At 64.5% G+C, this 611-nt stretch carries 1 protein-coding gene; it reads left to right on the forward strand.

Annotation, left to right across the window (positions count from 1 at the left end; all coding sequences use genetic code 11):
• Nucleotides 1–208 precede the first annotated feature (208 nt).
• Nucleotides 209–611, forward strand: a 403-nt coding sequence (locus tag H7U20_RS03170) for a hypothetical protein (protein ID WP_199518167.1), incomplete at its 3' end; no start/stop codon positions are given.

The raw sequence follows: 611 nt of genomic DNA on the forward strand, positions 1-611 counted from the left end.
GGACGAGGTTTGGCTCAATCCGGAACGGGCTGAACCTGAATTAGTGAAGCTGGCTGCATGAAGTGACGCGACAACTTTGTTGACAACTACCGCTTTCCAGTCCCTTATTGGCATCGTCCTGGCTCGACATCGCCTACTTGTCCAGTCCCATTTTATAGTAGACGCGTTTAAACGAATAGTTCCGCCTTGGGACGTTGCCGTTCCTTGAGTGCCTGGCGGCAAGGTAACGCAGGAGTGGATCTATCCGCTGCCCGCCACGGCGCAGAGCCGGGTGCTCAGCGCCACGACCTACGACGCCAACGGCCGCTTCCCGGCGACGGCGACGAACGCGCTGGGCCACCAAGAGCGCCACCGCTACGACGCCGGCAGCGGCGCGCGGCTGGAGCGGGTCGGACCGAACGGCCTGGCCACGCAGTGGGAAGTCGACGGTCTGGGCCGGGTGTCCAGGGAATTGCGCGCCGACGGCAACGAGTCGCGCTACTACCAGAAGAGCTGTACGGCCGACTGCCCGCCGGCGACGGCGACGGCGCTGGTGCGGATCGTCGAATCCTTCCACGGTAAGAGCCGGATCGCGCCGCCGTCCGTCGTCTATCTCGACGACGCCGGCCGCA

The sequence above is a fragment of the Rugamonas violacea genome (assembly GCF_016461825.1).
In the GTDB taxonomy this organism is placed as follows: Bacteria; Pseudomonadota; Gammaproteobacteria; order Burkholderiales; family Burkholderiaceae_D; genus Rugamonas.